Consider the following 24007-nt stretch of genomic DNA (forward strand, 5'->3'; position numbering starts at 1 on the left):
CGGTCGTCTCAGCGTCGGCCGTCTCAGCGCCGGCCGGGGAGCGGCAGGCCGAGGTGGTCGCGCAGGGTCGTGCCGCTGTAGTCGGTGCGGAACACCCCGCGTTCCTGGAGCAGCGGCACCACGCGGTCGACGAACGCGTCCAGGCCGCCCGGGGTCAGGTGGGGGACGAGGATGAAGCCGTCGGCCGCGTCGTTCTGCACGAAGAAGTCGATCCGCTCGGCGACCGTCGCGGGGGAGCCGATGAAGGACTGCCGGCCGGTCACCTCGATCACCAGCTCGCGGCTGGTGAGCTTCTTCTCGGCGGCCAGCGCCCGCCAGCGGGCGGCGACGGCCAGTGGGTCGCCGATCCGGACCCGGCCCTGGGCCAGGGCGCTGTCCGGGTCGGGGTCGACGGCGGGCAGCGGACCGTCCGGGTCGTGGTCGGACAGGTCGATGCCCCAGACCTGTTCCAGGAAGGCGATCGTGGTCTGCGGCCCGACCTGGGACCGGCGGACCTCGGCGGCGAGTTCGGCGGCCTCGGCGTCGGTGTCGCCGAGGGCGAAGGTGACGCCGGGCATGATCTTCAGCTCGTCCGGCTTGCGGCCGTACGCGGCGAGCCGGCGCTTGACGTCCGCGTGGAAGGCCTGGCCGTCGGCGAGGGTGGAGTGCCGGCTGAAGACGATGTCGGCGGTTGCGGCGGCGAACTCCCGGCCCTCGTCGGAGTCCCCGGCCTGGATGACCACCGGGTGGCCCTGCGGCGGGCGGGGCAGCGAGAGCCGCCCCTCGACCTCGAACTGCGGGCCGCGGTGCCGGACGGTCTCCGCTCCGCCGTCCCAGAAATCCCGGGCGAGCTGCACGAATTCGGTGGCCCGGGTGTAGCGGTCGGCGCGGTCGAGGTAGCCGCCGCGGCGGAAGTTCTCCCCGGTGAAGGCGTCCGAGGAGGTGACCACGTTCCAGGCGGCGCGCCCGCCGGAGAGGTGGTCCAACGAGGCGAAGCGGCGGGCCAGTTCGTACGGTTCGTTGAAGGTGGCGTTGACGGTGCCGGCCAGCCCGAGGCGGGTGGTGACGGCGGCCAGCGCGTTCAGCACGGTGATCGACTCGGGGCGGCCGACCACGTCCAGGTCGTGGATGCGGCCCTTGTTCTCGCGCAGCCGCAGGCCCTCGGCGAGGAAGAAGAAGTCGAACTTCCCGCGCTCGGCGGTCTCGGCGAGGTGGCGGAAGGAGTCGAACTCGATGTGGCTGCCGGAGTCCGGGTCGCTCCACACCGTGGTGTTGTTGACGCCGGGGAAGTGCGCGGCGAGGTGGATCTGCTTGAGCGGGCGGTCCGTCATCGGGTCACCTCGGCGAGAGCGGCAGCGGACGGGATGGTGGACGGGGTGTTGGTGGCGGCGGCGGTGGCGTAGCGGCTGGCCGGGCGGGCCAGGCCGAGGTGGTCGCGCAGGGTGCGGCCGGCCGCGTACCCGGCGCGGAACAGCCCCTGGGCGCGCAGCACCGGGACGACCCGTTCGGCGAGGGCGGCCAGGTCCCGTTCGGGCTCGGCGGGGACGAGGTGGAAGCCGTCGACGCCGGTGCCGATCGCGGCGAGATCGGCGAGCAGGCGGTCGGCCGCGGCGTCGTCGGGCAGGGCGGCGTCGGTCCGGGCGAGGATGCGCAGGTGCTCGCCGGCGCGCAGCCGCAGTTCGGTGGCGGCGGCCAGCCGGGCGGCGTGGCCGGGGGCGTCCAGCAGCACGACGTCGGCGTACCGGATCGCCGTCGCGACCCGGGCGCGCCCGCCGGGGGAGGCGTACGGGGCGAGGTCGACGGCGGCCACCGGGACGGCGACGACCGGGCGGCCCTGCGGTGGGCGCGGGGTGATCGACGGTCCGCGGACGGAGAAGTGCGGACCCTCGAAGTCGACGTAGTGCAGCTTGTCGCGGTCGACGAACCGCCCGGTGGCGGTGTCGCGGATCTCCGCGTCGTCCTCCCAGCTGTCCCAGAGCCGGGCGGCGACCTCGACGGCGTCGGCGGCCTCGGCCCAGAGCGCGTCCGCGGGGGCGGTCGGGCGGCGGCCGAAGGCCCTGGCCTCGGCCTCGGTGGCGGAGACGCCGACCAGCCAGCCGGCCCGGCCCCGGCTCACCCAGTCCAGGGTGTTGACCGAGATCGAGGTGTGGAACGGCTCGGTGTGGGTGGTGGTGACGGTGGGCACCAGTCCGACCCGCTCGGTCAACGGCGCGATCCGGGCGAGGGTGGCGAGGGCGTCGGGGCGGCTCGGCTCGGGGGTGAAGGAGTCGTCGAGGGTGACGAAGTCGAGGGTGGCCCGCTCGGCGAGGCGGGCGAGGGCGGCGTAGTGCCCGGCGTCGACGTGGCCGGGGCTGTCCAGGGCGGCGGAGAGGTGCAGTTGGCGGGGCATGCTGAGGCCTGACTTTCCTCGTGCGGACGCGTGCGGGCGACGCCGGCGAACCCGCACAGGGTGTGTGCGGGTGCGTACGGCCGCGCGCGGGTGCGCGGTGACGGCCCGGAGGCGGGCGGGGCCCGTTCGGGCGGGAGGGGAGGAACGGCGCCGGGCGGGAGGTCAGCCGGGCGGCGGGGGGAACGGTCGGCTCAGCCGCGACACGCCGCGGACCACACGCGACCGAAGTCGATGTGGCTGCGGGTCACCAGCGGGCAGGACGCGTTCACGGCTTCAGTTGACCAGTGCCTCCGCCGGTTCGTCAACCGCCGTTCCCGCCGACCCGGGGCGGGACGCACGACGGCCCCGCCGGGATGCACGACGACCCCGCCCCGCCGCTGGGGGAGCAGCGGCGGGGCGGGGTCGTGGAGTGCGGACGGACGGGGCCTCAGGCCTTGGTCACGTCCTCGATCTCGTCCTCGTCCTCGCGACCGGGGGTCTTGAGGTTGAACTTGGTGATCGCGAAGCGGAAGAGGAGGTAGTACAGCGCGGCGAAGACCAGGCCGATCGGGATGATCATCCAGGGCTTGGTGGCCAGGTTCCAGTTGAGCAGGTAGTCGATCAGGCCGGCCGAGAAGCCGAAGCCGTCGTGCACCCCGAGGCCCCAGGTGACGGCCATCGAGAGGCCGGTGAGCAGGGCGTGGATCAGGTACAGCACCGGCGCGATGAACATGAACGAGAACTCGATCGGCTCGGTGACACCGGTCACGAAGCTGGTCAGCGCGACGGAGATCATCATGCCGGTGACGGCCTTGCGGCGGTCGGGGCGGGCGGTGTGGGCGATCGCCAGCGCGGCGGCCGGGAGGCCGAACATCATGATCGGGAAGAAGCCGGACATGAACTGACCGGCGGTCGGGTCACCGTGGAAGAAGCGCGGGATGTCGCCGGTCCAGGTGTGGCCGGAGGCGTCGGTGAAGCTGCCGACCTGCTGCTGGAAGAAGGTGTTGAGGAACTGGTGCATGCCGACCGGGATCAGACCGCGGTTGGCGACACCGTAGATGCCCGCACCGCCGGCGCCGAGGCCGGTCAGCCAGTCGCTGGCGTGGGTCAGGCCGGTGCCGATCGGGCCCCAGGCCAGACCCATGAGGACGCCGAGCAGGGTGCCGACGAACGCCATGATGATCGGCACGAGGCGGCGGCCGTTGAAGAAGCCGAGCCAGTCGATGAGCTGCTTGCGGTGGTACTTCTGCCAGATCACGGCGCTGAGCAGGCCGACCACGATGCCGCCGAAGACCCCGGGGTTCTGGGGCTTTCCTTCCGGCAGCGCCGCGGTGATGGTCCCGTCCACCGGGAAGACGGTCAGCACGTTGTGGAAGACCAGGTAGCCGACCAGGGCGGCCAGCGCGGTCGAGCCGTCGGCCTTCTTGGCGAAGCCGATGGCGACACCGACGCAGAACAGCAGCGCCAGGTTCTTGAAGACCGCGTCACCGGCGGTGGCGAAGACCTCGGCGACCTTCCCCCAGCCGAGCCCGTCCTTGCCGAAGACATCGGGCTGGCCCAGCCGGACCAGGATGCCCGCGGCCGGGAGGACGGCGACCGGCAGCTGGAGGCTGCGGCCGATCTTCTGCAGGCCCTGGAGCAGGTTCTGGCCGAATTTCTTGGCGGGGCTTGGCGTGGCCGGAGCCGAGGCGGGCGTCGGTGCCTGCGCTGACTGACTCATTGGGGTGGGTTCCTAACGGCATGGCGGTCGGGGGAGGGGCACAGGGGGCCGAACCGCGAACTGGTCTACACCACGTGTGGTGTAGACCAGTTTTGTAGCACGGGTGGAGAAGGGGGGGAACCCCGGAAAGCGCCCCTGCCGGGAAGCGCTATGAAATCGAAACCTAGTTGCGGAACGACGATCATGATTACCCGCCGTGATTGGGATTTTGGCTATTTGCGCAACAAAAAGGCCCGGCCCCGCCCGGCGGCCCCGTCGAGGCCTCGTCAGGGGTCCGTCGCGGGCCCGGCGGTGCGCGAACGGGGGCCGGGTCGGCGGGGTTCACGGGCGGACGCGGCGAGGCCCGGGCGGAGGCGGCCCCCGGAGCCCGGGTGCCCGCCCGCCGGGGTCCGGGCCGGGCGCGGCGGGCGGCGGGGAAGGGGCCCGCCGGGGTGTCGGACATCACGAACGACCGTCGGCCGGGAGGAGTCCGGGCCCCACCCCGTCCGGCTTCGGCCAATCCGCGGCTTTCCGACCCCCCGCGGCGCATGGTCGGGGCCGGCGCGGAAACGGCGGCGGCCGATTGCCGGCCACCGCCCGCGCCGGGCGGCGGCGGCCTTTCCCCACCCCCGGCGAGCCCCCGTCCGGCGGCCCGGCGGCCGGGCGGTGCGGGCCGCCCCGGCCCCGCCTGACACGGCCGACGGCCCGCCGGGGAATCCCCGGGGCGCATATCGGAATTGTTTTACCGCCCGGGCATTTGGTCCTTTCCGGAAATGCCGAAGGCCTTCGGGCCGTCGGGTCCGGAGGCCATTGCGGGTGCTGCCCGGTGACGCTCGGTTTCAGAGCTTGGTGACGTCCTCGACCTCGCTCTCGTCCTCCCGCCCGGGTGTTTTCAGATTGAATTTGACGATGATGAACCGGAAGAGCGCGTAGTACACGGCGGCGAAGCAGAGCCCGATCGGGATGATCAGCCACGGCTTGGTGGCCAGCCCCCAGTTGATGACGTAGTCGATCAGGCCGGCCGAGAAGCTGAAGCCGTCGTGCACCCCGAGCCCCCAGGTGACGGCCATCGAGGCGCCGGTCAGCAGCGCGTGCACGCCGTACAGGGCCGGGGCGACGTAGGCGAAGGAGTACTCGAGCGGTTCGGTGACGCCCGTCACGAAGGAGGTCAGGCCGACCGAGAGCATCAGGCCGTAGATCTCCTTGCGGCGGTGCGGTTTTGCCGAGTGCGCGATCGCCAGTGCGGCGGCGGGCAGCGCGAACATCATGATCGGGAAGAATCCGGACTGGAACTGGCCGGCCGTCGGGTCGCCCGCCAGGAAGCGCGGGATGTCGCCGTGCGCGATGGTGCCGTCCGGCTTGATGAACTCGCCGAACTGGAACCAGACGAATGTGTTCAGCAACTGGTGCATGCCGATCAGCAGCAGCGCGCGGTTGAACAGGCCGAAGATGCCGGCGCCGCCCGCGCCCAGGTCGGCCAGGGTCTGGCTGAAGTCGTTGAGCCCGCGGCCGATCGGCGGCCAGACCCAGAGCGCCACGCAGGCGGTGGCCAGGCCCACCACCGCGGTGATCATCGGCACCAGGCGGCGGCCGTTGAAGAAGCCCAGCCAGTCGACCAGCCTGGTGCGGTGGAAGCGGACCCAGAGCCAGGCGGACATCAGGCCGATCAGGATGCCGCCCAGGACGCCCGGGTTCTGGTACGTCGCGGCCGCCGCCTTGGCCGAGCTGTAGTCCACGCACTGGCCGGTCCAGGAGTCGGTGACCAGGACCGTCCCGCTCTTGCAGCTCTCCGGGAACGCGTGCAGGACCTTGTAGTAGACGAGGAAGCCCACCACGGCGGCCAGCGCGGTGGAACCGTCCGCCTTCTTCGCCATGCCGATCGCCACCCCGACGCAGAACAGCATCGGCAGGCCGAACGAGGAGTCCAGCAGGGCGCCGCCGGCCGCGGCGAAGACCTTGGCGACGTCGGTCCAGCCGAGGCCGTCCTGGCCGAAGACGTCGGGCTGGCCGAGCCGGTTGAGGATGCCGGCCGCGGGGAGCACCGCCACCGGGAGCTGCAGGGAGCGGCCCATCTTCTGGAGGCCGCCGTAGAAGGTGTGCCACCACACGCGCTGCGGGGCCGTGGCGCCTGCCGAACTCATCCTTCGCCCTCCGGGAGCAGTTGCCGGCCGGTGGCCCCCGGCGGGACCCCCGGGCGGGGATCCGGAACACCCGGGGTCCTTTCTGCGTTCATCGGAGTACACATATATTGGTGTAGACCACTTTGGGACGCAGGCCGCACGCCGGGCGCGAGCCCGCTGCTCGTCATCCTCTGGTGGCGGCCGGGACCGTGCGCGCCGGAATGGGCCAAAAGTGGACTAACGTGGCAGATCGGACCGGAGCAGGTGATGCTGGTCGCGCTGCCCGGCGGCGCGACCGCGGCTGAACCCGCGTCAGCACCGGTACCGACCACGCCGGCCACCGGTCGGCGGACACCCCAGCACAGCGCAGGACGGCACCCGGCAGAGCGGCCGGCGGGCCGAGACAGAGGGAGAAATCAGATGGCCAGCAAGGCTGAGAAGATCGTCGCCGGTCTGGGCGGCATCGACAACATCGAAGAGGTCGAGGGCTGCATCACCCGCCTTCGCACCGAGGTCAAGGACGCCTCCCTGGTCAACGAGGCCGCCCTCAAGGCCGCCGGCGCCCACGGCGTCGTCAAGATGGGCACCGCCATCCAGGTCGTCATCGGCACCGACGCCGACCCGATCGCCGCTGACATCGAGGACATGATGTGAGCTGAGCCACCGGGCTCACCCCACCCCCGGCCCGCCGCCCCACCCGGGAACGGCGGGCCGAGGCGCACCCGGAACACCCGCTCCGAGCGACTACGCTCAGTGCCTATGTCACGCATCGACGGCCGCACCCCCGACCAGCTCCGCCCCATCACCATCGAACGGGGCTGGAGCAAGCACGCCGAAGGATCCGTCCTCATCTCCTACGGCGACACCAAGGTGCTGTGCACCGCCAGCGTCACCGAGGGCGTCCCCCGCTGGCGCAAGGGCAGCGGCGAAGGCTGGGTCACCGCCGAGTACTCCATGCTCCCGCGCGCCACCAACACCCGCGGCGACCGCGAGGCCATCAAGGGCCGCATCGGCGGCCGCACCCACGAGATCAGCCGGCTCATCGGCCGCTCGCTGCGCGCCGTCGTCGACCACCGCGCCCTCGCCGAGAACACCATCGTCCTCGACTGCGACGTCCTCCAGGCCGACGGCGGCACCCGCACCGCCGCCATCACCGGCGCCTACGTCGCCCTCGCCGACGCCGTCGCCTGGGCCCGCGACCGCAAGCTCCTGCGCGCCAAGGGCCAGCCCATCACCGGCGGCGTCAGCGCCGTCAGCGTCGGCATCATCGACGGCGTCCCGATGCTCGACCTCCAGTACGAGGAGGACGTCCGCGCCGAGACCGACATGAACATCGTCTGCACCGCCGACGGTCGCTTCGTCGAGGTCCAGGGCACCGCCGAGGGCGCCCCCTTCGACCGCGCCCTGCTCGACCGCCTGCTCGACCTCGGCACCCTGGGCTGCGCCGAGCTCGACGAGATCCAGCGCAAGGCCCTGGAGGCCTGAACCGGTTCGGCCCACGGCGCCGTGGACCCGGATGTACCCGCCGCCGTACGGGCCGCTGTACACGCCGGGCCCGAAGCCCGTACGGTTCCCGCAGCACCCCTGCTGCGGGAACCGCGCACCCCCCGGCGCGCGTCCCGTCCCACGGAACCCGCGCGCCCCACAGGAGGACCGGATGCCGTCCAGCATCGCCCGCCCCGCCGCCCTCGCCGTGGCCGGCCTGATCGCCATCCTCCCGCTCAGCATGGTCAGTTGCTCCGCAGCCCAGAAGGCGATCGACTGCGGCAACACGGCGGTCAGGATCACCGGCGACCTCGCCGACGTCACCAGCGCCTACGGCAACGCGAGCAACGACTCGGCGGCCGCCGCGAAGGCGCTGGAGAAGCTCAGGACCGACCTCAACCAGGTCGGCAGGAACTCCAAGAACACCGACGTCGCCAAGGCCGTCGCCGACCTGCAGAAGCAGGCCGACAAGGTCCAGCAGGCCGTCGACAAGAAGGAGGTCCCCGACCTCAAGCCGCTCGGCGACGCGGCCGGCAACCTCACCTCGGTCTGCACCGGCTGACGCCGGAACGGCTGCCGATAGGGTGGGCGATATGTCCACCCGATTGATCCTCGCCACCCGTAACCAGCACAAGGTCGCCGAACTCCGCGCCATCCTCGGCGAGGCCGGCCTGGACGTCGAGCTCGTCGGCGCCGACGCCTACCCCGAGATCCCGGACGTCCCGGAGACCGGCGTCACCTTCGCCGAGAACGCGCTCCTCAAGGCACACGCCCTCGCCCGCGCCACCGGCCTGCCCGCCGTCGCCGACGACTCCGGCCTCTGCGTGGACGTCCTGAACGGCGCCCCCGGCATCTTCTCCGCCCGCTGGGCCGGCAAGCACGGCGACGACCGCGCCAACCTCGACCTGCTGCTCGCCCAGCTCTCCGACATCTCCGACCCGCACCGCGGCGCCCACTTCTTCTGCGCCGCCGCCCTCGCCCTCCCCGACGGCACCGAGCGCGTCGTCGAGGGCCGCCTCCTCGGCACCCTGCGCACCGCCCCCTCCGGCGACGGCGGCTTCGGCTACGACCCGATCCTCCAGCCCCTCGGCGAGACCCGCACCTGCGCCGAACTCACCCCCGCCGAGAAGAACGCCATCAGCCACCGCGGCCAGGCCTTCCGCGGCCTCGCCCCGGTCGTCAAGGACCTCCTGGGCTGAGAAAATCGAAGGGCCCGACCGGAATCATTCCGGTCGGGCCCTTCGATTTGAAGGTTATCCTGGTGCGGCCGAAGGGATTCGAACCCTCAAGCCCTCACGGGCCAACGGACCTAAACCGTCTGCGTCGCCTCTGCGCCACGGCCGCCTGTCCTGCTGACCATCATGTTACTGGGCCCGCGAATTGGTCGACACCTTCCTTCGGCCAAGCCGCTAGGCAGCGTGCTTCCTCGACTTCCGTTTGCAGTAGGTCGGAGTGATGGCGTGGCAGTTCGGGCAGAGCAGCCGCAGGTTGTCCGGCCGGTTGTCCGACCAGTCCCCATTGATGTGGTCCACCTCCAGCGTCATCGGGTGCCCGCGCCACTCGGGGCCGGTGCTGCAGCCCTCGCACTCTTGCGGCCTGCCGAGTTCGTTCAGCGCGCTACGGATTCGCGAGCCGGGGAGCCGTTTGGCCCCCCAGGGGCGCTGAGCGAGGAGTTGTTCGGCGGGGATTCTGGTGGGGGCATGCTTGCCGCGGCCGTGGGCCTGCCCGGTGAAGTGTGAGGTGTCGATGCCGAGTGCCTTGATGCGGCGCCCGATGTGGGCCTGGGTGCCACCGGCCTGACGCTGGTCGAGGTAGCGCACGACTCCGGCCACGCTGTGCGAGGCCACGACGGCCTCCTGGAGGAGTTCCCGGGTGTAGACGGTTCCGGGCGACGGGAAGTGGGACGTGTCGATGCCGTACGCCTTGGCCTTCCGCCGCAGGTAGGAGCGGTTGTACTGGTTGGGTTCGCGGTCGAGTGCGATCAGCATCTCGTCGAGCGTGGTTGCGGCAGCAGCGACCTCGGCCAGCACCTCCTTCGAGTACTGGCGCTGCCTGTAGGCGCGGCATCCCTCCTGGGCGAAGTGCGAGGTGTCGATGCCGTAGTGCCGGAGTCGTCGGCTCAGGTAGCTGTGCGTGCCGCCCGCCATCGGCACGCCGAGCTTTCGCATCATGTCGTTGACGTTGCTGGACTCGGCCGCGAGCGACGCGAGCAGTTCGCGGGTGTACTTGACCGGCATGGTTGTTCCCCTTCGGGCAGTGGTTCGCCCGTCCCCCGGTGTGCGAACGATCGTTGGGGGATTTGGTTACGGGTGACGGGGTTTCGGCCAGGGGGTGACTTGTTGTCGTCGGTGGGGTGACCGGCGGGGTTGGGGGTTTGATTACCAATTGGTACAGACCTATTGACCTATGTGGTTCAGACCACATAGCTTCGGCGCCAATTGCAATCCCCCACGTGCGTGCTCCCCCACAGGCACGCGCCGACACTCTCTCCCGGAGGACCGAGTGTTGATCCGAAACACGGCGGAGCGGCGTCCCACCGCCGCACTCCGCCGCAAGAGCCCGGCTGCCCGGGCGGGCGCGGTCACGCTGGCGGCGGCCGGTCTGGCCGGTCTGCTGCTGTCGACGCTGGGCGCGGTGCCCTCGCAGGCGTCCGCGACCGTCGACAACGGGGCCTGTCGCCCCGACGGCCTGTACCAGACGCCCGGCGTGGACGTCCCGTACTGCTCGGTCTACGACACCGGCGGCCGCGAGAAGATGGGCGCGGACCACCAGCGCCGCATCATCGGCTACTTCACCGGCTGGCGCACCGGCAAGAACGGCGACCAGCCCTACCTGGTGAACGACATCCCCTGGGACAAGGTCACCCACCTCAACTACGCGTTCGGCCACGTCGGCGGTGACAACAAGCTCTCCGTCGGCACCGACGGCCCGACCAACGAGGCCACCGGGATCTCCTTCCCGGGCGTGCCCGGCGCCGAGTTGGACCCGACGCTGCCCTACAAGGGCCACTTCAATCTGCTGACGAAGTTCAAGAAGCAGTACCCGAACGTCAAGACCCTGATCTCGGTGGGCGGTTGGACCGAGACCGGCGGCTACTTCGGGGACGACGGCAAGCGCGTCAACTCCGGCGGCTTCTACTCGATGACCGTCAACCCAGACGGCAGCGTCAACCAGGCCGGCATCGACACCTTCGCCGCCTCGTCCGTCGACTTCATCCGCAAGTACGGTTTCAACGGCGTCGACGTCGACTACGAGTACCCGACCTCGATGAAGGACGCCGGCAACCCGCTGGACTGGCAGCTCGCCAACTCCAAGCGCGGCTCGCTGGCGAAGGGCTACGCGGCGCTGATGAAGACGCTGCGCGAGAACCTGGACCGGGCCGGCGCCGCCGACGGCAGGCACTACCTGCTGTCGGTCGCGGCCCCGTCGTCCGGCTACCTGCTGCGCGGCATGGAGACCTTCCAGGTGGCGCAGTACCTGGACTACGTCAACATCATGTCGTACGACCTGCACGGCGCCTGGAACAAGTACGTCGGCCCGAACGCCTCGCTGTTCGACGACGGCAAGGACGGCGAGCTGGCTGCGGCCAACGTGTACGGCACCGGCCAGTACGGCGGCATCGGCTATCTGAACGCCGACTGGTCGTACCACTACTTCCGCGGTGCGATGCCGGGCGGCCGGATCAACGTCGGCCTGCCGTACTACACCCGGGGCTTCAAGAACGTCACGGGCGGCACCAACGGCCTGTGGGGCACCGCGGCGGCGACCACCTGCCCGGTCGGCTCCGGCCTGACCTCCTGCGGTGACGGCGCGGTCGGCATCGACAACATCTGGAACGACAAGGACGACGCGGGCAAGGAGTCCCCGGCCGGGTCGAACCCGATGTGGCACGCGAAGAACCTGGAGAAGGGCATCCTGCCCGACTACCTGGCCAAGTACGGCGTGAAGGACACCGCGCTGCAGGGCACCTACGCCCGCAACTACAGCAGCAGCCTGGTGGCGCCGTGGCTGTGGAACGACGCCAAGAAGGTGTTCCTCTCCACCGAGGACGAGCAGTCGGTGGGTGCCAAGGCGGACTACATCGTCAACCAGGGCGCCGGCGGCGCGATGATCTGGGAGCTCGCGGGCGACTACAAGTGGGACGCGGGCGCCAACGGCGGCAAGGGCGAGTACGTGCCGGGTTCGACGCTGACCTCGCTGATGTACGACAAGTTCAAGGCGGCCACGCCGTACGGCGCGACCCGTTCGACGGTCCCGCTGCCGCAGCAGACCCTGCCGATCGACGTGTCGTTCACCAACTTCGCGCTGGGTGACTCGAACTACCCGATCAACCCGAAGATCCACATCGTCAACAACTCGACGACGACCCTGCCGGGCGGCACCGAGTTCCAGTTCGACTACAGCAACTCGGCTCCGGGCAACGCCAAGGACCAGTCCGGCTTCGGCCTCCAGGTCATCCGGCAGGACAACCCCGGTCCGGGCAACGTGGGCGGCCTGAAGGGCACCTACAACCGGGTGTCGGTCAAGCTGCCGGGCTGGCAGTCGCTGGCGCCGGGCGCCTCGGTGGACCTGGACTTCGTCTACTACCTGCCGGTCTCGACCCCGTCGAACTGGACGGTCAACGTGAACGGCACGCTGTACGGGCTCAAGGGCGACCTGACCCGGGGCACGGTGGACGGTGGCACGCCTACCCCGACCCCGACGCCTACCCCGACGCCTACCGCGACCGCTACTGCTTCGCCGACGGCGACCGCCTCCCCGACGGCGACGGCCTCGCCGACCGCGACGGCCACCGCGACCGCCACTCCGACGACGGGGGCCTGCACGGCCGCCCCGAGCTGGGACGCGGGCACCACCTACGCGGCCACCACCAAGGTGTCGTGGAAGGGCCACTACTACCAGAACAAGTGGTGGACCAAGGGCGACGACCCAGCGGCCAGCGGCTCGTGGGGCGTCTGGAGCGACCTCGGGGCCTGCTGACGGCGCCCTGAGGTGAGAGACGGCGGTGGCGGTGCACCCGGTCGGGGGGTGTGCCGCCACCGCTTCGTTCAGCGAGGTGCCAGACGAGCGGGGCGCCGGGCGCCGGGGCGTCAGGCCGTCGAGCGTCAGGCGGTCTCGACCTTGAGGTCGCGCAGCAGCTTGGCGACGTGCCCGGTGGCCTTCACGTTGTACAGCGCGCGCTCGACCTTGCCCTGCTCGTCCACGATCACGGTGGAGCGGATCACGCCGACGTAGGTGCGGCCGTAGTTCTGCTTCTCGCCGTAGGCGCCGTAGGCCTCCAGCACCTGGTGGTCCGGGTCGGACACCAGGGTGACCTTGAGGTTCTCGGCCTCGCGGAACTTGCCGAGCTTCTCCGGCTTGTCCGGGGAGACGCCGATGACGTCGTAGCCGGCGCCGGCGAGGACCTCCAGGTTGTCGGTGAAGTCGCAGGCCTGCTTGGTGCAGCCGGGGGTGAGCGCGGCCGGGTAGAAGTAGACGATGACCTTGCGGCCCAGGTGGTCGGCGAGGGACACCTGGTTGCCGTCGGCGTCGGACAGGCTGAAGGCGGGCGCGGTGTCGCCGGGCTGGAGACGCTCACTCACGGGTAAATCTCCTGTTGCTGGGGCGGGCGGTCATAGCACGGCAAACTTACCTCCGATGGTGGGTGGGGTCGCGCGGCCCTGCTCGGCAACTGACAGACTGGGTCAGTCGCACAGGACAACATCAGCAAGTGAATGGGGTGGCCCGAGTGGGCAAGGCGAGCACGAAGGACAAGTCGGCGCGGACGACCGCCCAGATCGAGGCGGACATCTCCCGGACCCGCACCCAGCTGGCGGCCACCCTGGACGAGCTGGCCGTGCGCGTCCACCCGAGCACGATCAGCGCCCAGGTGAAGGCGAAGGCCGTGGCCGCCGTCGAGGAGAAGGCCGGCCGGGCGTACGTGGCCGCCAACGGCGTGGTGGAGAAGGTGCGGGCGCAGTTCGTGGACGAGAAGGGGCAGCCGCGTACGGAGCGGATCGTCCCGGCCGCGCTGGTCGGCGTGGGCGTGCTGCTGTTGGTGGCTTCCGCCCGGAAGCGCCGCAAGGGCTGAACGGGCGCGGGGTGAGGGCCGGGCGCGGGAGGCGTCCGGCCTTCGGTGTGCCCGGGCCCGGGAGGTGTGACCGGCTCCGGGGGGTGTGCCCGGGCCCGGGTGCGTGACCGGCCCCGCGGGTGCCGCGGCTTCCCGCATGCCGGGCCAGCGTCACGCCGCGCGCCCGGGGGCGGTACCTTCGGGATCGTGAGTACGAACGACGAACCGACCCCGCAGGCCTCCTCCGCCGCACCCGAGTACGAGGCGGCGCGGCACGACCGGCTGGGCGAGAAGCTGCCGATCCGGATGCTGCACGACCGCGTGCTGGTGCGGATCGAGGGCAGTGAGGGTGAGCGCCGCTCGACCGGCGGCATCCTGATCCCCGCGACCGCGGAGCTGTCCAAGCGCTGCACCTGGGCGGAGGCCGTCGCGGTGGGCCAGAGCGTCCGCTCGGTGGAGCCGGGTGACCGCGTCCTGTACGACCCGGAGGACAAGCTGGAGGTCGAGGTCCGCGGCGCCACCTACGTGCTGCTGCGCGAGCGTGACCTGCACGCGGTGGCGGCGACCCGCTTCGGCGACACGGAGGGCTCGACCGGGCTCTACCTCTGAACCTCTGAGCACGGGCGTGGCGTGAGCCGGTCGGGGCGGTGCCCCGGCCGGCTCCTTGCGTCCGGGCCTGCCGGTGGCGGGCGTTAGGCCGGGGCCTGTCGGTGGTGGGCGCTAGGGTCCCGGCATGACGAGGCGTGTGCCGGTGATCGGCGAGGGTGAGCGGCGGGCCCGGGTGGGGCGGCGGCAGTTGCTGGCGCCGTCGGTGCGGGTGGCGCGGGTGGAGCAGGTGGCGGACGCGCTGGTGGGGCTGCACGCGTCGGACCCGGCGACGGTGTACCTGTCGGCGTGCGCGCGGCTGCTGGAGCCGTCGGCGACGGAGGTGGACCGGGCGCTGTACGAGGACGTCACGCTGGTGAAGCTGCTGTCGATGCGGCGGACGCTGTTCGCGGTGACGGAGGGCTTTGCGCCGCACGTGAGTTCGTCGACGGCGCGGGCGATCGCGGCGAGGGAGCGGGCGACGCTGCTCAAGCACCTGCGGGACCACGCGGACGGCTGGGACGAGGCACGGCTGGCCGGGGCGGAGCGCGCGGTGCTGGCCGCCGTGGCCCGGCGCGGCGAGGCGACGACCAAGGAACTCGGGGACGACGTACCGGAGTTGCGCGAGACGATGCTGATGTCGGCGGGCAAGCCGTACGAGAGCCGGCAGAGCGTGGGCAGTCGGCTGCTGCGGGTGCTGGCCGCGGACGGGCACGTGCGGCGGGGCCGTCCGCGCGGGTCGTGGCTGAGCAACGTCTATCCGTGGGCGCCGGTGCCGCAGTGGCCGGAGGCGCCGGTGCGGGAGGCGAAGGCGGAGGTGGTGCGGCGCTGGCTGGCCGGGTACGGCCCGGCGACCGTCGAGGACGTGAAGTGGTGGACGGGCTGGACACTGGGGGACACCCGCCGGGCGTTGGCGGACGTGGGCGCCGAGGACGTGGAGCTGGCGGGCGGGGCGGCGGCGCTGGTGCTGCCGGGGGACGCCGGGCCGGTGGCGGAGCCGGAGCCGTGGGCGGCGCTGCTGCCGGCGCTGGATCCGACGGTGATGGGCTGGCGGGGGCGGGACTGGTACCTGCGGCCGGAGGACGTGCCGGCGCTGTTCGACCGGGCGGGCAACGCCGGGCCGACGGTGTGGTGGTGCGGCCGGGTGGTGGGCGGCTGGGCGCAGCGGCCGGACGGCGAGGTGGTGTGGCGGCTGTTCGGTGATGTGGGGGCGGAGGCCGGGGCGGCGATCGCGGCGGAGGCGGCGCGTCTGGCGGGCTGGCTGGGGGAGGTGCGGGTGACGCCGCGGTTCCGGTCGCCGTTGGAGCGGGAGTTGGCGGCGGGGTAGGTCACCGGCCGGCGGGGCGGTTCACCGCTCGGCGGGCGGTTCACCGGCCGATGGCGTGGTTCAGCGGCGGGTGAAGCGGCTCACTGGGCCGGCGGGGTGGCGCGCTGGGCCGGTGGTGTCGCGCTCGTCGCCGGGTTGGTGGCGGCGCCGGTGGTGCTGGGTGGCGTGGCCGGGTGGGTGGGCCGGGTCTGGGTGGGTCGGGGGGTGGGGCTGGACTGCTCCTGGGTGGTGGTGGGCTGGGGTGCCTGCGGGCTGGGCTGTTCCTGGGTGGTGGTGGGCTGCGGGGCGGGCGCGCTGGGGGCGTGGGTGGGGGTGTGGGTGGGGGTGTCGGGCACGGGGGTGCTGCTGGGGGGTTCCTCGCTGCTGCTGCTGCTGCCGCCGGTGGTGGGGGTGGTGGCGGTGGGGCTGGGGGTGGTGGTGGCGCTGCTGCTGGGGCTGAAGCTGGGAGCGGGGGTGTCGCGGCCGGTCTGGAGGTCGAACTGCTGGGTGGTGGTGCCGTCGAGGGCGGCGCTCATGTAGGCGGTCCAGATCCGGGTGGGGAAGGTGCCGCCGTTGATCCGGGCGAGTCCGGCGGTGCCGGCCAGTGGTTCCTTGGCGTGGGTCTTCGGGTTCTCGCGGAACAGGCCGACGGTGGTGGCGAGTTCGGGGGTGTAGCCGGCGAACCAGGCGGAGAGGTTGGAGTCGGTGGTGCCGGTCTTGCCGGCGGCGGGGCGGCCGAGGTCGAGGGCGGCGGCGCCGGTGCCGCGGGGGCCGATGACGTCGCGCAGGACGTCGGTGACGGTGTCGGCGTAGGGCCGGTCGATGGCGTCGACGGGGGTGTGGTCGGGCATCTTGGGGGCGTCGACGGCGCCGCCGGTGTGGACGCGTGCGAGTTTGAGGACGGACCAGGGGGCGTTCGCCTGGCCGTGGTTGGCGAGGGTGGCGTAGGCGCCGGCCAGGTCGAGGGCGCTGGGGGTGGCGGTGCCGAGGGTCATCGAGGTGTTGGCCGGGTCCATGCCGCGGACGCTGTCGGGGATGCCGAGTTTGACGGCGGTGTCGCGGACGCGGGCGAGGCCGGCGTCGACGCCCTCCTGCGCGTACACGGAGTTGACGGACTTCACCATGGCGTAGCGCAGGGTGATGTTGCCGTAGTCGACGTCGTCCTCGTTGGGCGGCGCGTAGGGGGTGGGGCCGCCGGTGACGGGGCGTTCGCTGGTGCCGTCGTAGCGGGTGTCGGGGGTGATCGGTCGGCCGTCGAGGGTGTGCTGGGCGATGAGGCCGGCGGCGAGGTCGACGGGTTTGAAGGTGGAGCCGATCTGGTTGTCCTGGCGCAGGGCGTCGTTGTAGGGCTGTTTGGCGTAGTCGGGGCCGCCGTAGACGGCGACGACGCGGCCGGTGGCGGCTTCGACGGAGGCGCCGGCGACCCGGACGTCGGTGTCGGTGGCGGGGCGGCGCTGGGGGTCGAGTTCGTCGGTGAGTTCGTCCTGGACGGCCTTGTGGAAGGCGTCCTGCTTGGGCTTGTCGAAGGTGGTGGTGATGCGCCAGCCGCCGGCCTTGAGGGTGGCGGTGTCGATGATGCCGGCGGAGACGAGGTAGTCGTCGGCGACGCCGACGAGGTAGCCGGCCTGGCCGGAGAGGCCGGTGGCGGGCTGGGGGTCGATCGGTTCGGGGAAGGTGGTGGCGGTGCGTTCGGCGTCGGTGAGGAAGCCGAGTTGGACCATGCCGTCGAGGGTGTAGTGCCAGCGGGCGATGGCCTTCTCGCGGTTGGCGGGGGTGGCGGTCTTGACGTCGTAGCTGCTGGGGGCCTGGAGGAGGGAGGCGAGGTAGGCGCCCTGGGCGAGGGTGAGGGCGGAGACGTCGACGCCGTAGTAGGCATGGGCGGCGCTCTGGATGCCGTAGGCGCCGCGGCCGAAGTAGCTGCTGTTGAGGTAGCCGGCGAGGATCTCGGGCTTGTCGCGTTGCTGGTCGACCTTGAGGGCGATGAAGAGTTCGCGGCCCTTGCGTTCGATGGTCTTGTCCTGCGTCAGGTAGTAGTTCTTGACGTACTGCTGGGTGATGGTGGAGCCGCCTTGGGTGCCCTTGCCGGTGAGGGTGTTCCAGCCGGCCCGGAGCATGCCTTTGAGGTCGATGCCGCGGTTGCGGTAGAAGGTGCGGTCCTCGGCGGAGACGACGGCGTGCTGGGTTTGCGGGGGGATCTGGTCGATGGTGACGTCGGTGCGGTTGACGGCGCCGGTGCGGGCGATCTCGGTGGTGTCGTCGGCGTAGAGGTAGATGTTGTTCTGGGCGACGGCGTGGGCGTTGGGGTCGGGCACCGGGACGATGACGTAGAGCACGGCGAAGGCGCCGGCGGTGAGCAGGAGCGCGGCGGTGAGGGCGCCGAGCGTGATGCGCCAGGTGGGCAGGAGCCGGCGCCAGCGGGGGAGGGCTCGGCGGGCCGCGCGGCGGGCGGCTCGTTTGGCCTGGCGTCGGGTGCTCAAGGTCATGCCGCGATTATGTGCTATTTGATGGCCGATCAGGGGGTGGTCGGGGGGTTGGCGTGCTCGGGGAAATCGGGTGCGGCGGCTGGTCCTCGGCGCTACGGTGAAAGGTGCAAACCAGGTAGCGCCTCGCATGGCGCACTCGCATAGCGCACCCGCACAGCGCACCCAGTTCCGTCAGCTCCGCGCGTTCGGCCCGGTACCCCCGGGTTCGGCCGGTCGGAGCCGCTGGGGTGTGCGCGGACGTCGGCGGGCATCCGTCTGCCCGTATTTGTCGACAAGGAGACAATATGCTGAATCTCGCACCCGCGGAGACGCGGACCGCACGCCCTCCTGATCCCACCGGACCCCTGCCCGTCCTCGGGCTCTACGCGGCCGTCGCCCGCGGCGCCTTCCGCCGCTACTCCACCTACCGGGCCGCCACCCTGGCCGGCACCTTCACCAACACCGTCTTCGGCATCATCCTGGCCTCCTCCTTCCTCGCCCTCTGGCAGGCCCGCCCCGGCCTCGGCGGCTACGACCAGAGCCAGGCCGTCACCTACATCTGGGTCAGCCAGGCCCTGCTGGTCACCGTCGCGGTGTGGGGCGGCGGCTTCCAGGACGACCTCCAGGACCGCTTCCGCAGCGGGGACATCGCCGTCGACCTCTACCGCCCGGTCGACTTCCAGGGCTGGTGGCTGGCCACCGACCTCGGCCGGGCCGCCTTCCAACTGCTGGTCCGCGGCACCGTGCCGCTGCTCGTCGGCGCCCTGGTGTTCCGCACCCGGATGCCCGAGCAGCCGCTGACCTGGGCGGTCTTCCTGCTCTCGGTGCTGCTCGCGCTGGTGGTCAGCTTCGGGCTGCGCTTCCTGGCCTCGATCACCGGCTTCTGGCTGCACGACTCGGACGGGGTGCGCTCGGTGATGCTGGTGGTCTCGATGTTCTTCTCCGGGATGCTGCTGCCGATCGTGCTCTTCCCCGGCCTGCTCGGCGACCTCGCCGCGGTGCTGCCCTGGGCGGCGCTGGTGAAGGTGCCGACCGACGTCTTCCTGGAGCGCTCGACCGGCGCCGGCCTGCTCGGCGCGCTCGGCTTCCAGCTCGCCTGGGCCGTCGCCCTGCTCGCCGCGGGCCGGGGCGCCCAGTGGCTGGCGACCCGCAAGGTGGTGGTGCAGGGTGGCTGAGCCGATCGTGCCCCGCACCGCGTGGGCGGTCCGCTCCTGGTGGCTGTGCGCCCGGATGTGGATGCGCTCGATGATGGCCTACCGGGCCTCCTTCGCCCTGAACCTGGTGGCCAGCCTGGCCACGCACTCGCTGGACTTCGTCGTCCTGGTGCTGATGTTCCGGCACACCGACCAGCTGGGCGGCTGGCGCCTGCCGGAGATCGCGTTCCTCTACGGCACCGCGACCTTCGCCCTCGGCGTGGCCAACCTGCTGGTCGGCTCGGTCGAGGGCCTCGGCGTGCGGATCGTCAACGGATCGCTGGACACCATGCTGATCCGGCCGGCGCCCGCACTCGCCCAACTGTGCGCCGAACGCTTCTCGCTGCGCCGGCTCGGCCGCCCGATCCAGGCCCTGGCCGTGCTCGCCTGGTCACTGGCCGCCCTGGACGTCCACTGGACCTGGGACCGCGTGCTGCTGGTGCCCGCCCTGCTGGTCTGCGGCAGCGTCATCTTCGGCGCGATCTACGTCGGCGGCGCGACCGTGCAGTTCTGGTGGGGCGAGTCCAAGGAGATCCAGAACTCCTTCACCTACGGCGGCGCGACCCTGCTGCACTACCCGCCGACCATCTTCGCCAAGGAACTGGTGGCCGGCGTGGTCTTCGGCGTCCCGCTGGCCTTCGTCAACTGGCTGCCCGCCCTGCACGTCCTCGGCCGGCCCGACCCGCTCGGCCTGCCCACCGCCTTCCAGTACGCCTCCCCGCTCGCCGCCGCGCTCTGCGTCGCCGCCGCCGGGCTCGCCTGGCGGGCCGGGCTGCGCGCCTACCGCGGCACCGGCAGCTGAACCTACCGGGGCACCGGTAGCTGAACCCCCCTCCTACGCAAGGAATCCCCATGGCACTGATCGAACTCGAGGACGTCCGCCGCACCTTCACCGTGCGGGCCCGCACCGGCCGCTTCAGCCGGGTCAAGCGCGAGGTGCGCGCGGTGGACGGGCTGAGCTTCACCGTCGAGGCCGGCGAGTGCGTCGGCTACATCGGCCCCAACGGCGCCGGCAAGTCCACCACCATCAAGATGCTCACCGGCATCCTCGTGCCCAGCGGCGGGCGGCTGCGCGTCGCCGGAGTGGACCCGGCCCGCGAACGCGTCGCGCTGGCCCGCCGGATCGGCGTCGTCTTCGGCCAGCGCACCACGCTCTGGTGGGACCTCCCGCTGTGCGACTCCTTCGAACTCGCCCGCCGGATCTACCGCATCCCCGACCGCCGATATCGCGAGAACCTCGCCCGCTGCGTCGAACTGCTCGACCTGGAAGGGCTGCTGGACACCCCCGTCCGCCAGCTCTCGCTCGGCCAGCGGATGCGCGGCGACCTCGCTGCGGCGCTGCTGCACGACCCGCAGGTGCTCTACCTGGACGAGCCGACCATCGGCCTGGACGTGGTCAGCAAGGGGAAGGTGCGCGAGTTCCTGCGCGAGGTGAACCGGGACCGGGGCACCACCGTGCTGCTCACCACGCACGACCTGACCGACATCGAGCAGCTCTGCGGCCGGGTGATGGTGATCGACCACGGCCGGGTCGTCTACGACGGCGGGCTGGACGGCCTGCACGCCACCGGGCGCAGCGAGCGCACCCTGGTGGTCGACCTGGCCGAGGCCCGGCCCGCGATCGAGGTGGCCGGCGCCCGGGTGGTGAAGGTCGAGGGGCCCCGGCAGTGGCTGGCCTTCCCGGCGCAGCAGAGCGCCGCGCCGATCGTGGCGGCGGTGGCCGCGCGCTATCCGCTGGTGGACCTGTCGGTGCGCGAGCCGGCGATCGAGGACGTGATCGCGCGGATGTACACGGAGGTGGCGATCGGCTGACCCTCCCGAACGCTGAACGTGTGTTCGGTCGCTGTCACCCGTCCGGGGAGGGCACGTGACTCCCCGGCGGGCAGCCGAGTTGACGTTGCATCGCTCGGCGAACAGCACACCGGAGGGCAGCGCTTCTCGATGACCGGACCCGATGTGACCGTGGTGGTCGCGGTCTACAACACCATGCCCTACCTCACCGCCTGCCTGGACTCGCTGGTCGGGCAGACCCTGGCGCCCGGGCGGCTGGAGGTGGTGGTCGTCGACGACGGCTCCACGGACGGCGGCGAGGCCGTCCTGGACGACTACGCCGCCCGCCACCCCGGGCTGTTCCGGGTGGTGCACCAGCCCAACTCGGGCGGCCCGGCGGCCCCCACCAACCGGGGCCTGGCGCTGACCCGAGGCCGCTACGTGCTGTTCCTCGGCGCGGACGACTGGCTCGGCGCCGAGGCGCTGGAGCGGCTGGTCACGGCGGCCGACGCCTGGGGTTCGGACGTGCTGGTGCCCAAGCAGGTCGGGGTGAACGGGCGGCTGGTGCCGCAGGGGATCTTCCACGCCAACGCCGAGTCCGTCGGCTTCACCGACTCGGCGCTGGCCTGGGCGCTGTCCGACACCAAGCTGTTCCGGATGGACCTCGTCCGGCGCCACGGGCTGCGCCGCGACGAGGAGTTGAAGGTCTTCTCGGACCAGCCGTTCACTCTGGAGGCCTGCCTGCGGGCCGGCCGGGTGTCCGTCCTCGCCGACTACGACTGCTACTTCCTGGTGCTGCGTGAGGACTTGGGCAACGTCACCCAGCGGGCCGGGGTGCTGGACCGGTTGCGCGGGATCGCGGCATTGCAGCAGGTCGCCGCCGATCTGGCCGAGCCCGGCGGGGAGTTGGACGCGATCCGGGCCCGCAGTTTCGCCTGGGACGTGCCGCGGCTGCTCCAGGACGACTTCCTGTTGCTCGACGACGCCGTGCAGGAGCAGGTCTGCGCCGAGGTCGGCCGGCTGATCGAGCGCTTCGACGCCCGAGCGGTCTACCCGCGGCTGCCCGTCGCCGAGCGGCTGCGGCTCGAACTCGCCGCCGCCGTCCGGCCGGAGGCGCTGCGGGACCTGATCCGGTACGAGGCCGCGCACGGCGACCCGCCGGTGGTCGTCGACGGGCGGCGGCACTACGCGGGCTACCCGGCGTTCCGGGACGCCCGGCTGGGCCTGCCGGACGAGTTGTTCCTGCTGGGCGAGGAGCCGGTGCGGCTGCCGGTGGAGGTCCCGCCGCTCAACCTGGCCCAGCAGGTGTGGCGCGGCGCCGTGCCGGCCCAGCTGCGGCGCGGGCTGCGGCGCTACCCGGTGTGGCGCCGGCTCGCCAACACGGTGAACGGGGGCCGGGGGTGAGCGGGGCCCCGGAGGCCGGGGCCGCCGGAGGCCGGGCGCCCCGGAGGAGAGGGGACGCGGGGATGAACGGAACGCGAGGATGAACGGGGTGCGGGGATGAGCCGGGCGATGGACGTCTGCGTGGTCGGGCTGGGCAAGCTGGGCCTGCCGCTGGCCGTGCAGTTCGCGCTGAAGGGGCACCGGGTGACGGGGGCGGACATCGCCCCCGGGGTCGTCCACAGCGTCAACCAGGGCGTGCCGCCGTTCCCCCGGGAGGCGGGTTTGGACGAGGCGCTGAAGCGGGTGGTCGCCGAGGGGCGGCTGCGGGCCACCACCGACACCACGGCCGCCGTCGCCGCCGCCGAGGCCGTGGTGCTGGTCGTCCCGCTGGTCACCGCCGCCGACGGCACCCCGGACTTCGGCCTGCTCGACGCGGCCACCGACGCCGTCGCCGCCGGGCTGCGCCGGGGCACCCTGGTCAGCTACGAGACCACCCTGCCGGTCGGCGTCACCCGGGGCCGCTGGGCGCCCCGGCTGGCGGCCGGCTCCGGGCTGGCCGCCGGGGCGGACTTCGCGCTGGTGTTCAGCCCGGAGCGGGTCCGCACCGGGCGGGTCTTCGCCGACCTGCGGCGCTACCCCAAGCTGGTCGGCGGCGTGGACGCCGCCTCGACCCGGCGCGGCGCCGAGTTCTACCGGGCCGCGCTGGACTTCGACCCGCGCCCCGACCTGCCCCGGCCCAACGGCGTCTGGGAGCTGGCCTCGGTGGAGGCGGCGGAGTTCGCCAAGCTCGCCGAGACCACCTACCGGGACGTCAACATCGCGCTCGCCAACCAGTTCGCCCGGTACGCCGACCGGGTCGGGGTGGACTTCGCGGAGATCGCCGACGCGTGCAACTCGCAGCCGTACAGCCACCTGCACCGGCCCGGCATCGCGGTCGGCGGGCACTGCATCCCGGTGTACCCGCGGCTGTACCTGTGGAACGACCCGGGTGCGACGGTCGTGCGGGCCGCCCGGGAGGCCAACCTGGAGATGCCCGGGTACGCGGTCGGGTTGCTGGACGGCGCGCTGGCGGGCGGGATCGCCGGGCAGGGCGTGCTGGTGCTCGGGGCGGCGTACCGGGGCGGGGTCAAGGAGACGGCGTACTCCGGGGTGTTCCCGCTGGTCGAGGCGGTGCGGGCGGCGGGGGCGCGGCCGTACGTCAGCGATCCGCTGTACGGGGGCGGGGAACTGGCGGCGCTCGGGCTGCCCCCGTACGAGGGGGAGCCGGTGGTGGCGGCGGTGCTCCAGGCGGACCACCCGGAGTACCGGGGGCTGGCACCGGAGGACCTGCCGGGGGTGCGGGTGCTGCTGGACGGGCGGCGGTGCACGGATCCGGCGGTGTGGGCGGTCGAGGGGGTGCGGCGGATCGTGCTGGGCGGGGCCTGATCGTGCTGGGCCTGATCGTGCTGGGCGGGGCCTGAGGGGGCTGCGGTTCAGGGCCCGAGGACGCGTGGTGCGGGGCGTGCGGGGCGTGCGGCTCGCCGCGTCGGCGGGCACGGCGTACCGCACGCGGCGTGAGTGGGCGGGCACAGGGCGTGCGCCTGGCTGTGCGCGAGGCGTGCCCGGGCG

20 protein-coding genes and 1 tRNA gene are annotated in these 24007 nt (G+C 72.2%); 13 read left to right on the forward strand and 8 right to left on the reverse strand.

The window, feature by feature from the left end; genetic code table 11:
* Positions 1-23: 23 nt before the first annotated feature.
* The 4 genes from ACFWPT_RS04960 to ACFWPT_RS04975 all read right to left on the reverse strand — a co-directional run bounded on the left by ACFWPT_RS04960 (position 24) and on the right by ACFWPT_RS04975 (position 6187).
* Complete coding sequence (locus ACFWPT_RS04960; RefSeq protein ID WP_380374613.1) at positions 24-1310, reverse strand: LLM class flavin-dependent oxidoreductase; 1287 nt, start codon at positions 1308-1310, stop codon at positions 24-26.
* Entirely contained in the window at positions 1307-2368 is a 1062-nt protein-coding gene (locus tag ACFWPT_RS04965) for an LLM class flavin-dependent oxidoreductase (RefSeq protein WP_380479610.1), read from the reverse strand. The genes ACFWPT_RS04960 and ACFWPT_RS04965 overlap by 4 nt, the downstream gene beginning before the upstream one ends.
* Before the next feature lie 427 nt (positions 2369-2795).
* Positions 2796-4067 (reverse strand): PTS transporter subunit EIIC, encoded by a 1272-nt coding sequence (locus ACFWPT_RS04970; RefSeq protein ID WP_380335149.1) that lies wholly within the window; start codon positions 4065-4067, stop codon positions 2796-2798.
* 818 nt (positions 4068-4885) lie between these two features.
* Positions 4886-6187 carry a PTS transporter subunit EIIC gene (locus ACFWPT_RS04975; RefSeq protein ID WP_063349219.1) on the reverse strand — a complete coding sequence of 434 codons (1302 nt, stop codon included), beginning with the start codon at positions 6185-6187 and terminating at the stop codon, positions 4886-4888.
* 399 nt (positions 6188-6586) lie between these two features.
* Between ACFWPT_RS04975 and ACFWPT_RS04980 the strand changes: the two genes are divergently transcribed.
* From ACFWPT_RS04980 to rdgB, 4 genes are all read left to right on the forward strand, one after another.
* Positions 6587-6820, forward strand: coding sequence for a glucose PTS transporter subunit EIIB (locus ACFWPT_RS04980; RefSeq protein WP_063349220.1), 234 nt, complete (start codon positions 6587-6589; stop codon positions 6818-6820).
* Between the two features lie 105 nt (positions 6821-6925).
* Positions 6926-7651 (forward strand): ribonuclease PH, encoded by a 726-nt coding sequence (gene rph, locus ACFWPT_RS04985; protein ID WP_380479612.1) that lies wholly within the window; start codon positions 6926-6928, stop codon positions 7649-7651.
* Positions 7652-7823: 172 nt separating this feature from the next.
* Positions 7824-8213, forward strand: coding sequence for a hypothetical protein (locus ACFWPT_RS04990; RefSeq protein ID WP_063349222.1), 390 nt, complete (start codon positions 7824-7826; stop codon positions 8211-8213).
* 31 nt (positions 8214-8244) lie between these two features.
* Positions 8245-8850 (forward strand): RdgB/HAM1 family non-canonical purine NTP pyrophosphatase, encoded by a 606-nt coding sequence (gene rdgB, locus ACFWPT_RS04995; protein ID WP_063349223.1) that lies wholly within the window; start codon positions 8245-8247, stop codon positions 8848-8850.
* 60 nt (positions 8851-8910) lie between these two features.
* On the opposite strand, the gene ACFWPT_RS05000 is transcribed toward rdgB, so the two are convergent.
* Together ACFWPT_RS05000 and ACFWPT_RS05005 are read right to left on the reverse strand one after the other, a co-directional pair.
* Positions 8911-8995 (reverse strand) — tRNA-Leu (locus ACFWPT_RS05000).
* A gap of 65 nt (positions 8996-9060) precedes the next feature.
* Positions 9061-9888, reverse strand: a complete 828-nt coding sequence (locus tag ACFWPT_RS05005; protein ID WP_380479614.1) for an HNH endonuclease — start codon at positions 9886-9888, stop codon at positions 9061-9063.
* A 271-nt stretch (positions 9889-10159) separates the two neighbouring features.
* On the opposite strand from ACFWPT_RS05005, the gene ACFWPT_RS05010 reads away from it, so the two are divergent.
* Positions 10160-12631 carry a chitinase C-terminal domain-containing protein gene (locus ACFWPT_RS05010; RefSeq protein ID WP_380374628.1) on the forward strand — a complete coding sequence of 824 codons (2472 nt, stop codon included), beginning with the start codon at positions 10160-10162 and terminating at the stop codon, positions 12629-12631.
* A gap of 125 nt (positions 12632-12756) precedes the next feature.
* Here the strand turns inward: ACFWPT_RS05010 and bcp are convergent, their stop codons facing one another.
* Entirely contained in the window at positions 12757-13233 is a 477-nt protein-coding gene (gene bcp / locus ACFWPT_RS05015; RefSeq protein WP_063349225.1) for a thioredoxin-dependent thiol peroxidase, read from the reverse strand.
* Between the two features lie 146 nt (positions 13234-13379).
* Here bcp and ACFWPT_RS05020 point away from each other — a divergent pair, with 146 nt between their 5' ends.
* From ACFWPT_RS05020 to ACFWPT_RS05030, 3 genes are all read left to right on the forward strand, one after another.
* Complete coding sequence (locus tag ACFWPT_RS05020) at positions 13380-13721, forward strand: DUF3618 domain-containing protein (RefSeq protein WP_380479616.1); 342 nt, start codon at positions 13380-13382, stop codon at positions 13719-13721.
* A 285-nt stretch (positions 13722-14006) separates the two neighbouring features.
* Positions 14007-14309, forward strand: coding sequence for a co-chaperone GroES (locus ACFWPT_RS05025; RefSeq protein WP_079136310.1), 303 nt, complete (start codon positions 14007-14009; stop codon positions 14307-14309).
* A gap of 124 nt (positions 14310-14433) precedes the next feature.
* The gene (locus tag ACFWPT_RS05030) at positions 14434-15612 is read left to right on the forward strand and encodes a winged helix DNA-binding domain-containing protein (protein WP_380479618.1); all 1179 of its coding nucleotides are present in this window, start codon (positions 14434-14436) and stop codon (positions 15610-15612) included.
* An 80-nt stretch (positions 15613-15692) separates the two neighbouring features.
* Here the strand turns inward: ACFWPT_RS05030 and ACFWPT_RS05035 are convergent, their stop codons facing one another.
* Positions 15693-18074 (reverse strand): transglycosylase domain-containing protein, encoded by a 2382-nt coding sequence (locus ACFWPT_RS05035; protein WP_380479620.1) that lies wholly within the window; start codon positions 18072-18074, stop codon positions 15693-15695.
* Positions 18075-18358: 284 nt separating this feature from the next.
* On the opposite strand from ACFWPT_RS05035, the gene ACFWPT_RS05040 reads away from it, so the two are divergent.
* The 5 genes from ACFWPT_RS05040 (at position 18359) to ACFWPT_RS05060 (ending at position 23824) form a co-directional block, all read left to right on the forward strand.
* Positions 18359-19228 carry an ABC transporter permease gene (locus ACFWPT_RS05040; protein WP_380374606.1) on the forward strand — a complete coding sequence of 290 codons (870 nt, stop codon included), beginning with the start codon at positions 18359-18361 and terminating at the stop codon, positions 19226-19228.
* Positions 19221-20048 carry an ABC transporter permease gene (locus ACFWPT_RS05045; protein WP_380479622.1) on the forward strand — a complete coding sequence of 276 codons (828 nt, stop codon included), beginning with the start codon at positions 19221-19223 and terminating at the stop codon, positions 20046-20048. Before ACFWPT_RS05040 ends, ACFWPT_RS05045 begins: the two co-directional genes overlap by 8 nt.
* Positions 20049-20098: 50 nt before the next feature.
* Positions 20099-21058: an ATP-binding cassette domain-containing protein gene (locus ACFWPT_RS05050; RefSeq protein WP_063349230.1), complete on the forward strand. Its 960-nt coding sequence runs from the start codon at positions 20099-20101 to the stop codon at positions 21056-21058.
* 129 nt (positions 21059-21187) lie between these two features.
* Positions 21188-22420 (forward strand): glycosyltransferase family 2 protein, encoded by a 1233-nt coding sequence (locus ACFWPT_RS05055; RefSeq protein ID WP_380479625.1) that lies wholly within the window; start codon positions 21188-21190, stop codon positions 22418-22420.
* Positions 22421-22528: 108 nt separating this feature from the next.
* Positions 22529-23824 carry a nucleotide sugar dehydrogenase gene (locus ACFWPT_RS05060; RefSeq protein ID WP_380479686.1) on the forward strand — a complete coding sequence of 432 codons (1296 nt, stop codon included), beginning with the start codon at positions 22529-22531 and terminating at the stop codon, positions 23822-23824.
* Positions 23825-24007 lie beyond the last annotated feature (183 nt).

It is taken from the genome of Kitasatospora sp. NPDC058478 (assembly GCF_042720345.1).
In the GTDB taxonomy this organism is placed as follows: Bacteria; Actinomycetota; Actinomycetes; order Streptomycetales; family Streptomycetaceae; genus Kitasatospora.

Coding starts and splice junctions, on each gene's coding strand:
- ACFWPT_RS04960 (WP_380374613.1), bottom strand. CDS start 1,310: ATGACGGACCGCCCGCTCAAGCAGATCCACCTCGCCGCGCACTTCCCC.
- ACFWPT_RS04965 (WP_380479610.1), bottom strand. CDS start 2,368: ATGCCCCGCCAACTGCACCTCTCCGCCGCCCTGGACAGCCCCGGCCAC.
- ACFWPT_RS04970 (WP_380335149.1), bottom strand. CDS start 4,067: ATGAGTCAGTCAGCGCAGGCACCGACGCCCGCCTCGGCTCCGGCCACG.
- ACFWPT_RS04975 (WP_063349219.1), bottom strand. CDS start 6,187: ATGAGTTCGGCAGGCGCCACGGCCCCGCAGCGCGTGTGGTGGCACACC.
- ACFWPT_RS04980 (WP_063349220.1), top strand. CDS start 6,587: ATGGCCAGCAAGGCTGAGAAGATCGTCGCCGGTCTGGGCGGCATCGAC.
- rph (WP_380479612.1), top strand. CDS start 6,926: ATGTCACGCATCGACGGCCGCACCCCCGACCAGCTCCGCCCCATCACC.
- ACFWPT_RS04990 (WP_063349222.1), top strand. CDS start 7,824: ATGCCGTCCAGCATCGCCCGCCCCGCCGCCCTCGCCGTGGCCGGCCTG.
- rdgB (WP_063349223.1), top strand. CDS start 8,245: ATGTCCACCCGATTGATCCTCGCCACCCGTAACCAGCACAAGGTCGCC.
- ACFWPT_RS05005 (WP_380479614.1), bottom strand. CDS start 9,888: ATGCCGGTCAAGTACACCCGCGAACTGCTCGCGTCGCTCGCGGCCGAG.
- ACFWPT_RS05025 (WP_079136310.1), top strand. CDS start 14,007: ATGCTGCACGACCGCGTGCTGGTGCGGATCGAGGGCAGTGAGGGTGAG.
- ACFWPT_RS05030 (WP_380479618.1), top strand. CDS start 14,434: ATGACGAGGCGTGTGCCGGTGATCGGCGAGGGTGAGCGGCGGGCCCGG.
- ACFWPT_RS05035 (WP_380479620.1), bottom strand. CDS start 18,074: ATGACCTTGAGCACCCGACGCCAGGCCAAACGAGCCGCCCGCCGCGCG.
- ACFWPT_RS05040 (WP_380374606.1), top strand. CDS start 18,359: ATGCTGAATCTCGCACCCGCGGAGACGCGGACCGCACGCCCTCCTGAT.
- ACFWPT_RS05050 (WP_063349230.1), top strand. CDS start 20,099: ATGGCACTGATCGAACTCGAGGACGTCCGCCGCACCTTCACCGTGCGG.
- ACFWPT_RS05055 (WP_380479625.1), top strand. CDS start 21,188: ATGACCGGACCCGATGTGACCGTGGTGGTCGCGGTCTACAACACCATG.
- ACFWPT_RS05060 (WP_380479686.1), top strand. CDS start 22,529: ATGGACGTCTGCGTGGTCGGGCTGGGCAAGCTGGGCCTGCCGCTGGCC.